Source organism: Pseudomonas sp. DrBHI1 (assembly GCF_002205115.1).
In the GTDB taxonomy this organism is placed as follows: domain Bacteria; phylum Pseudomonadota; class Gammaproteobacteria; order Pseudomonadales; family Pseudomonadaceae; genus Aquipseudomonas; species Aquipseudomonas mosselii.
In genome coordinates, this window is record NZ_NIBE01000034.1 from 1 (window position 1) to 8878 (window position 8878).

General features: G+C 64.1%; 8 protein-coding genes. 5 read left to right on the forward strand and 3 right to left on the reverse strand.

The annotated features are described in order from the left end of the window. The 4 genes from CC207_RS05635 to CC207_RS05650 all read left to right on the forward strand — a co-directional run. The coding region (locus CC207_RS05635) for an FdhF/YdeP family oxidoreductase (RefSeq protein WP_256582020.1) at nucleotides 1-2260 on the forward strand (2260 nt) is incomplete at its 5' end. A 253-nt stretch (nucleotides 2261-2513) separates the two neighbouring features. Then, the gene (locus CC207_RS05640) at nucleotides 2514-2993 is read left to right on the forward strand and encodes a glycine zipper domain-containing protein (protein WP_028689199.1); all 480 of its coding nucleotides are present in this window, start codon (nucleotides 2514-2516) and stop codon (nucleotides 2991-2993) included. 209 nt (nucleotides 2994-3202) lie between these two features. After that, on the forward strand, nucleotides 3203-4012 hold the full coding sequence (locus CC207_RS05645) for a protein-glutamate O-methyltransferase CheR (protein ID WP_028689200.1): 810 nt from the start codon (nucleotides 3203-3205) through the stop codon (nucleotides 4010-4012). Between the two features lie 118 nt (nucleotides 4013-4130). Then, nucleotides 4131-4787 carry a response regulator transcription factor gene (locus CC207_RS05650; RefSeq protein WP_028689201.1) on the forward strand — a complete coding sequence of 219 codons (657 nt, stop codon included), beginning with the start codon at nucleotides 4131-4133 and terminating at the stop codon, nucleotides 4785-4787. Here the strand turns inward: CC207_RS05650 and CC207_RS05655 are convergent. The 3 genes from CC207_RS05655 to hslO form a co-directional block, all read right to left on the reverse strand. Beyond that, nucleotides 4777-5211, reverse strand: a complete 435-nt coding sequence (locus CC207_RS05655; protein ID WP_028689202.1) for a thioesterase family protein — start codon at nucleotides 5209-5211, stop codon at nucleotides 4777-4779. The genes CC207_RS05650 and CC207_RS05655 overlap by 11 nt on opposite strands. Nucleotides 5212-5427: 216 nt before the next feature. After that, entirely contained in the window at nucleotides 5428-6969 is a 1542-nt protein-coding gene (locus CC207_RS05660) for a phosphoenolpyruvate carboxykinase (protein ID WP_028689203.1), read from the reverse strand. A 179-nt stretch (nucleotides 6970-7148) separates the two neighbouring features. Next, complete coding sequence (gene hslO / locus CC207_RS05665; RefSeq protein ID WP_088851708.1) at nucleotides 7149-8051, reverse strand: Hsp33 family molecular chaperone HslO; 903 nt, start codon at nucleotides 8049-8051, stop codon at nucleotides 7149-7151. 108 nt (nucleotides 8052-8159) lie between these two features. Here hslO and CC207_RS05670 point away from each other — a divergent pair. Beyond that, nucleotides 8160-8878: phosphatase PAP2 family protein (locus CC207_RS05670; protein WP_256582023.1), on the forward strand; the 719-nt coding region annotated here is incomplete at its 3' end.

The window sequence follows — 8878 nt, forward strand, 5'->3', positions numbered from 1 at the left end:
GGCGCTGCGCAGCGTGGCCAAGGCCTGGGTGGGCAGCGACAACGCCCTGAAGAACATCCGCGCCCTGCTCAAGACCAACCAGAACGGCGGTTTCGACTGCCCTGGGTGCGCCTGGGGTGACTCGCCCGAGAGCGGCATGGTCAAGTTCTGCGAGAACGGCGCCAAGGCGGTCAACTGGGAGGCCACCAAGCGCCGCGTCGATGCGGCGTTCTTCGCCCGTTACAGCGTCAGCGCGCTGCTCGAACAGAGCGACTACTGGCTCGAATACCAGGGCCGCCTGACCGAGCCGATGGTCTACGACCCGGTCACCGACCGTTACCGCCCGATCGACTGGGACGCGGCATTCGCCCTGATCGCCCGGCACCTGAACAACCTGTCCAGCCCTGACCAGGCGGAGTTCTATACCTCCGGCCGGGCCAGCAACGAGGCGGCGTACCTGTACCAGCTGTTCGTGCGCGCCTACGGCACCAACAACTTCCCCGACTGCTCGAACATGTGCCACGAAGCCAGCGGCGTGGCCCTGGGCCAGAGCGTCGGCGTGGGCAAGGGCACGGTCACCTACGACGACTTCGAGCACGCCGACGCGATCTTCGTCTGGGGCCAGAACCCTGGCACCAACCACCCGCGCATGCTCGACCCGCTGCGTGACGCGGTCAAACGCGGCGCCCAGGTGGTCTGTGTCAACCCGCTCAAGGAGCGTGGCCTGGAGCGCTTCCAGCATCCGCAGAACCCGCTGGAAATGCTGACCAACACTGACCGCCCGACCAACACGGCATTCTTCCGACCGGCCCTGGGCGGCGACATGGCGCTGCTGCGCGGCATGGCCAAGTTCCTGCTGCAGTGGGAGCGTGAAGCCCAGGCCAAGGGCGAGCCGGCGATCTTCGACCACGCCTTCATCGCCGAGCACGGCCATGACGTGGACGAGTACCTGGCGGTGGTCGATGCCACTTCGTGGGAGCAGATTCAGGCGCAATCGGGCCTGACCCTCGCCGACATAGAACTGTCGGCGCGCATGTACTGCAAGGGCAAACGGGTGATCATGTGCTGGGCCATGGGCATCACCCAGCACCGCCATTCGGTGCCGACCATCCAGGAAATCGTCAACCTGATGCTGCTGCGCGGCAACCTCGGCGTGCCGGGCGCCGGCCTGTGCCCGGTGCGCGGCCACAGCAACGTGCAGGGTGACCGCACCATGGGCATCAACGAACGCCCGCCGGTGTTCCTGCTCGACGCCCTCGAAAAGCGCTTCGGCTTCCCGGTGCCGCGCCACAACGGCCACAACACCGTCGAGGCGATCCACGCCATGCTCGACGGCCGAGCCAAGGTGTTCATCGGTCTGGGCGGCAACTTCGCCCAGGCCACGCCGGACACCGAACGCACCGCGCAGGCGCTGCGCAATTGCGAATTGACCGTGCACATCAGCACCAAGCTCAACCGCAGCCACCTGGTCCACGGCAAGCAGGCGCTGATCCTGCCGTGCCTGGGCCGTACCGATATCGACCTGCAGGGCGAAGGCCCGCAGGCGGTAACGGTGGAGGACTCGTTCAGCATGGTCCACGCCTCCAACGGCCAGCTCAAGCCGCTGTCGCGGCAGATGCGCTCGGAGCCGGCCGTGGTCGCCGGTATCGCCGCCGCCACCCTGGGCAAGCAACCGGTGGACTGGCACTGGTTGGTGGCCGACTACGACCGCATCCGCGACCTGATCGCCGACACCATTCCCGGCTTTGCCGACTTCAATGAACGCCTGCGCCTGCCCGGCGGCTTCTACCTGGGCAACAGCGCCGGCAGCCGCCAGTGGAAGACCGCCAGCGGCCGTGCCAACTTCAAGGCCAACCTGCTGCCCGACAGCCTGCTCGACGAACGCGTGCGCGCCAGCGGCCAGGTGCCGGACCTGATCATGCAGTCGATGCGTTCGCACGATCAGTACAACACCACCATCTATGGCATGGACGACCGCTACCGCGGCGTGCGCGGCCAGCGCGACGTGCTGTTCGTCAACGAAGCCGACATCATCCGCCTGGGCTTCCAACCGGGGCAGAAAGTCGACATCGTGTCGCTGTGGGGCGATGACCATGTACGCCGGGTGCAGGGCTTCACCCTGCTGGCGTTCGATATTCCCGCCGGCCAGGCGGCGGCCTACTACCCCGAGGTAAACCCGCTGGTGCCGCTGGAAAGCATCGGCGACGGCAGCCATACGCCGACGTCGAAGTTCATCGCCATCAAGCTGGAACGAGCGCGGGACGACGGGCGCATCATCTGAGCAAGATTGGGCTAGGCGCGCTCCTACAGGGGGCAAGCGCAGATCCCGAGCACCTGCCCACAAAAAAGCCCTGTTCCGCAATGGTTCAGGGCTTCGTCATAAATAGCTCAGACAGCCGAAATTCGCAAAAGTTTCATACATAATTCAATAACTTAGAGAATTGTGTACAACTCGTGCTACTCGTCGGATTCCGATTGCCAGCCGCCTCGGCGAGCCTCAAATTCCGCTTCGTCATCCCTCTGAGGCTCTCTTGATGAAGAAGTACTCCTCGATTCTGTTGTTGTCTTTTGGTCTGCTCAGCGGCGTTGCCATGGCAGGCGGCACCACCGAAGCCGGCATTGGCGGCGCATTGGGTGGGGTACTGGGCTCCGTGGTGGGCAACTCCATCGGCGGTAGCACCGGCGGCGCCATCGGTGCCGGCCTGGGCGGCGCGGCCGGCGGTGCGTTGGGCGCCGACAAGCGCCAGCGCGGCGAGGCCGCCATCGGTGGCGCGCTGGGTGCAGCAGGCGGCAACGTGGTGGGTCGCTCCATGGGCGGCACCACCGGCAGCTACATCGGCGCGGCCGCCGGTGGTGGCGCCGGTGGCGCACTGGGCAACTACATGGGCAACAAGGCCGACGAAGATGAACGCCACGAGCGTCGCTACCGTCGCGACTACGACGATCGCCGCTACTACGACCGTGGCCACCACTATGGCCATCGCAAGCACAAGCGCCACTGGCGCCACGACTGATCGCCAGGCTTACGCCTGAAACCTAAGGCCCTGCCCTCATCGGCAGGGCCTTTTCGTTTGTATACCCGCCAGAGGATTAGGGGCTGCCCCGATATGGAGGCCACTTGCCACTAGTTATCATCGTCGTTTCGATCAAGCACAGGACGCAGGGAATGCGCACGATCATTACCGCCCCCATCTGTCTGCCACGGGCCAGGAGAGGCTGAAGGATGCCAGGCCGCCGCCCGCCACTGCTCGGCGAAGCCAGCTTTGCGTCGATTCGCCAACGGGTCGTGCAGGCCACCGGCGTGCAACTGGCCGACGACCGCCGTGCCGTGGTCGCGGCACGCCTGCACAAGCGCCTCAAGGCCTTGGGCCTTCCCGACTTCGAACACTATCTCGCCCTGCTCGACGGCCCCCACGGCGCGGGCGAACGCGAGCACCTGCTGCGCCTGCTGGTCGCCCATGACAGCTACTTCTTTCGCGAGCATCGTCATTTCGAATGCCTGGCCCGCTGGCTGGCCGAGCTCGACCACCCCGCACGCCTGTGGAGCGCCGCCTGCGCCACCGGGGAAGAAGCCTGGAGCTTGGCCATGGTCGCCGCCGAAAACGCCCGCCATCCCGACTGGCAGGTGCTGGCGAGCGACTTCAACGCGCAACTGCTGGAAACCGCCGCTGCCGGCATCTACGACATCGCCCAGGCACGCTACTTTCCCGAAGGCTGGCTGGCCCGCCACGGCCTGTGCGGGGTAGGCGAGATGACCGGTCGACTGCGGGTCTCGGCGGCCCTGCGCAAGCAGGTGCGCTTCGAAGCGCTCAACCTGATCCGGCCCCTGCCCGAACAGCTCGGCAGCTTCGACGTCATCCTGTTGCGCAACCTGTTGTCGAACCTGGCGCCACGGTACAAGAACGAGGTACTCCAGCGCCTGCTGGCACACCTGCGCCCCGGTGGCCTGATGATCATCGGTCACAGCGAGAGCGTCCATGCCCTGGGCCTGCCCCTGCGTCCACTACTGCCGTCGGTGTTCGAACGCCTATGATAAGAGGCACTGCCGTGCCCATCGGCAGACAAGGACTGATCGCGCAACCGCGCGGCAGTGCGCTTCCGGATCGAGCAGGCCTGCCGCCCCCCTTCCCTTGCGAAACAGGCCCTTATTCATGCCTTGCCGAATCCTGCTTGCCGATCACTCGCCGCTCTTCCGCGCCGGCCTGCGTGCCCTGCTTGAACAGAAGAAAGATTTCGTCGTGGTGGGCGACACCGGCGATGCCATGACAGCCGTGAGCCTCGCGGAAAAACTCAAGCCGGACATCGTGGTGCTCGACATGAGCGGCGAGCTGGACAGCCAGCAGGCCCTGCAGGAGCTGTTCATCCGCGCGCCAGCCTGCCGGGTACTGATGTTTTCGCCACGCTCGGAGCTCGAGCATGTGATGAGCTGCCTGCAGCTGGGCGCCCATGGCTTCCTGCTCAAGAGCGCCACGGTGAGCGAGCTGGAACAAGCCCTGCAGACCCTGCGCGGAGGCGGCCAGTACCTGTCGTCGGCGGTACTGCCGATGGTCATCGGCCAGGCCCTGAAACACAGCCGCAAGCGCGTCGTCAGCCAGGTGCAGACACCGCCGCTGACCAACCGCCAGCTGGAGATCCTGCGCCTGATCGCCCGAGGCGAGACCACCCGCTCCATCGCCGACGGCCTGGGCCTTAGCATCAAGACCGTCGAGGCCCATCGCTCGCAGATCATGCACCGCCTGCAGATCCACGACGTGCCCGGCCTGGTGCTTTTCGCCGTGCGCGAGGGGATCATTCGCCTCAACGATTGAGCGACAGCCCGGCGAGGATCAGCTGCAGCGTCTCCGACAGCGCCACCGGACGTCCCGAGGCCCGCTCGACGAATACCTGCACCACGCTCCCCGCCGCGCAGGCTTCGGCCTCGCCCGGGCGGAACAGCGCCAGGCGGAACTCCACGGTGCTGCCTGCCAGGCGCGTCACGCCCAGGCCCACCTCGAGCACGTCGGGAAATCCCGGCAAGGCGAAGAAGTCCGCCGCCGAACTCACGACGAAGCCGGCCAGCTCACCGTCGCGCAGGTCCAGTTCGGCCTGTTCGACCAGGAAGGCCTGGATGGCGGTTTCGAAGAAGGCATGCACGGTGGCGCCGGCGAGGTGACCGTTGTGGTCGTTGTCCTGCGGACGGGTGAGGATGGGGTGGAAATGGGAGAAGGCGGAGCGTTGGGGGGATTCTGTCATAAGGCATCTGCTTTCTGGTGGGTGCCCTGCAAGTGAAACAGATTCTGGCCTTGCTGTATTGATGCAGCAATCCAGCAGACCTTCAGGAACGGCGTGTAAATCCTATAGAAGCTGGCTTTCCCTGCGATAGCCTCAGTAGACACAGCACCCAAAGCAGGCTTTCAAATACGAAAAAGCCGCCCCGAAGGGCGGCTTTTCATCCGAACCGGCTCCAGCTTACAGCTGCGGACCAGCGGCCTTGATGGCGTCGGAAACGTCGAACTTCTTGAAGTTCTCGGTGAACAGCGTGGCCAGGCCCTTGGCGGCTTCGTCGTAGGCAGCCTTGTCAGCCCAGGTGTTGCGCGGGTTGAGCAGCTCGGTCTCGACGCCTGGAACAGCCTTCGGCACGTCCAGGTTGATGATGTCCAGGTGCTCGGTCTCGGCACCGATCAGGGCGCCGCTCTGGATGGCAGCGATCACGCCACGGGTGGTCGGGATGCTGAAGCGCTTGCCGACGCCGTAGCCACCACCGGTCCAGCCGGTATTGACCAGGTAGACCTTCGAACCGAACGCCTTGATGCGCTTGATCAGCAGCTCGGCGTAGACACCGGCTGGGCGCGGGAAGAACGGTGCGCCGAAGCAGGTAGAGAAGGTCGACTTGATGCCGCCGCCCGAACCCATTTCGGTGGAACCGACCAGCGCGGTGTAGCCGGACAGGAAGTGGTAGGCCGCCTGCTCGTTGTTCAGGATCGACACCGGAGGCAGTACGCCGGTCAGGTCGCAGGTCAGGAAGATGACCGCGTTCGGCTCGCCGCCCAGGTTCTCTGCCGAGACCTTCTCGACGTGCGCCAGCGGGTAGGCGGCACGACTGTTCTGGGTCAGGCTCACGTCGGCGTAGTCGGCGTGCTTGTTGGCGTCGATCACGACGTTCTCCAGTACCGCGCCGTGCTTGATGGCTTTCCAGATGACCGGCTCGTTCTTCTCGGAGAGGTCGATGCACTTGGCATAGCAACCACCTTCGATGTTGAAGACCACGCCCTCGCCCCAGCCGTGCTCGTCGTCACCGATCAGGTAACGGCTTTCGTCGGCCGACAGGGTGGTCTTGCCGGTGCCGGACAGACCGAAGAACAGGGTGACGTCACCCGCTTCGCCGATGTTGGCGGCGCAGTGCATCGGCAGCACGTCGGCGGCCGGCAGCAGGAAGTTCTGCACCGAGAACATGGCCTTCTTCATTTCGCCGGCGTAACGCATGCCGGCGATCAGCACCTTCTTCTGGGCGAAGTTGATGATCACGCAGCCATCGGAGTTGGTGCCGTCACGCTCAGGCACGCACTCGAAGTTGGCGACGTTGAGGATCTGCCATTCGCCACGGCCAGCCGGGTTGTACTGCTCGGGGTTGATGAACAGGCAACGGCCGAACAGGTTCTGCCAGGCGGTCTGGGTAGTCATCTTGACCGGCAGGTAGTGTTCGGCCGCAGCGCCTACGTGAACGTAGGAAACGAAGTGATCCTGGGCGTTGTTGAACGCCTCGACGCGGTCCCACAGGGCATCGAACTTGTCGGCCGGGAACTTGCGGTTGATCGGGCCCCAGCCAATCTGGTCCTGGGTGGAAGGTTCTTCGACGATGAAACGGTCAGCCGGCGAACGGCCGGTGCGGTGACCGGTTTCCACCACCAGCGCGCCAGTATCGGCCAGCACGCCTTCACCGCGGGACAGCGCTTCTTTTACCAGCTCATCGACGCTCAGGTCGGTGTACACGGTGTTGTTGGCTTGCGTCATGAGATACCCCATCCGGCCCGAGGCCGAGTGCTCCAAACGTTTTGTAGTCGTCTCGAAAAAACTACTACAGCGAAAAAAGTGGCCGGATTATGCCAGAAACGCCCAAAAAAAGTAGGCCCCTCCTGTCAGAACTGCGTTTTTGCGCAATTCGACAGGAGATTATCCTGTAGTGAACCGTTTCAGTGCTGAGTTTCTGATGGGGCCTCGGTACCGCCACCGGCAAACAATTGCGCCATATCGCTTGCATCGAAGAGATAGCGTTCGTTGCAGAACTGGCAATCGATCTCGACCCGGCCGCCGCATTCGGCCACCAGCGCCTTGGCATCCTGCTCGCCGAGGCTGACCAAGGCGTTGCCGGAACGCTCGCGCGAGCAACTGCAACGGAAGCGTAGCGGCTGGATATCGAACAGGCGAACCGCGTCCTCATGGTACAGGCGGTGCAGCACGGTTTCGTTGTCCAGGCCGAGCAGTTCATCGACCTTCACGGTGTTGGCCAGCGCCTTGACATGGGCCCAGCTTTCCTCGCGCTCCTCGCTGTCCTTGTGGATCTCGGCCGGCAGCTGCTGCACCAGCAGACCACGGGCGCGGGCGCCATCGGCGGCCAGGGAGATGCAGGTGTTCACTTGCTGCGACATGACGAAGTAATTGGTGAAGCACTCCGACAGGTCCTTGCCGTCCAGCTCGACAGTGCCCTGGTAACGCTGGCCGTTGACCGGAATGATGGTCAACACCAGGTGACCACCCGGCATCAGGTCGGCAAGGCCGGCATCCGCCTTGATCTGATCGGCCTCGTAGCGCGCCAGGCCACGGATGTCGTGCTCGCTGGTGTACTCGATGGCCAGCAGCGGCACCGGGCCCTGGGACTGCGCCTGGAGTACCAGCAACCCGTCGAACTTCAGGGTGCCGACCAACAGCGCGGCGGCGGCCATCAGTTCACCGAGCAGATGCTTTACCGGCTGCGGGTAGTCGTGCTTGGCCAACACCTCGGCGTAGCTGCGTTCCAGCGCGACCAACTCGCCGCGCACATCGCGGTCGTCGAACAGGAAGCGTTGGGTGAAATCGGTATCTGGCAAGTCGCTCATGGTTGTCTGGCTTTCTAAAAATGATTACAAAATAATTACAGGAGACTGAAAGGTCCGCCGCAGAGCGCTTAGAAAGCACTCATAACCCGCTGGATATCGAGGTATTTTATGGATAATCGACCACTGTTCCAAGCAAGGTGGTCTTGGGGACCGTTGGCAGCCTGCACCCTGTTGCCCGTCGCACTACTGTGTTTCTGGTTGTGGCCCGTTGGCCAGATCCTGTGCCTGACTTTCGACGAGTGGCTGTTCCACAGCCTCAATGCGCCACTGGCCGACAACCTGATCTGGCGGTCGATCTGGGCAGTCGGCAGCCTACGCCCGTTCGACATCCTGGTCGGGCTGATCATGTTGTCGCTGCTGATTCGCGGTGATTGGGTATTCAAGGCCACCCAGGTGCGCCAGGCGTTTTTCGGCTTCCTGGTCACCCTACTCCTCTTAGTGGTGATTCGCGCGCTGTTTTCCAAGTGGGTCAGCGCAATGGGCTGGCAACACAACAGCCCATCGATGGTGTTCGACAACGCCGTGCACCTGAGCGACTTCTACCCGCACCTGGAAGCGAAGTGGGAATTGAAGGACCGCTCCAGCCAGAGCTTCCCGGGTGACCACGCCTCGGTGCTGCTGATCTGGGCGCTGTTCATGAGCCTGTTCAGCCGCCGCCTGGCGCAGCACCTGGTGATCTGGGCGCTGGCCTTGCTGTTCATGCTGCCGCGCCTGGTGGCCGGCGCCCATTGGGGGCAGGACGACTACATCGGCGGTTTGTTGATGGCGGTCCTGGCGCTGGGCTGGAGCTGCCACACGCCCCTGGCGGCCATGGCCAGCGCGGCGCT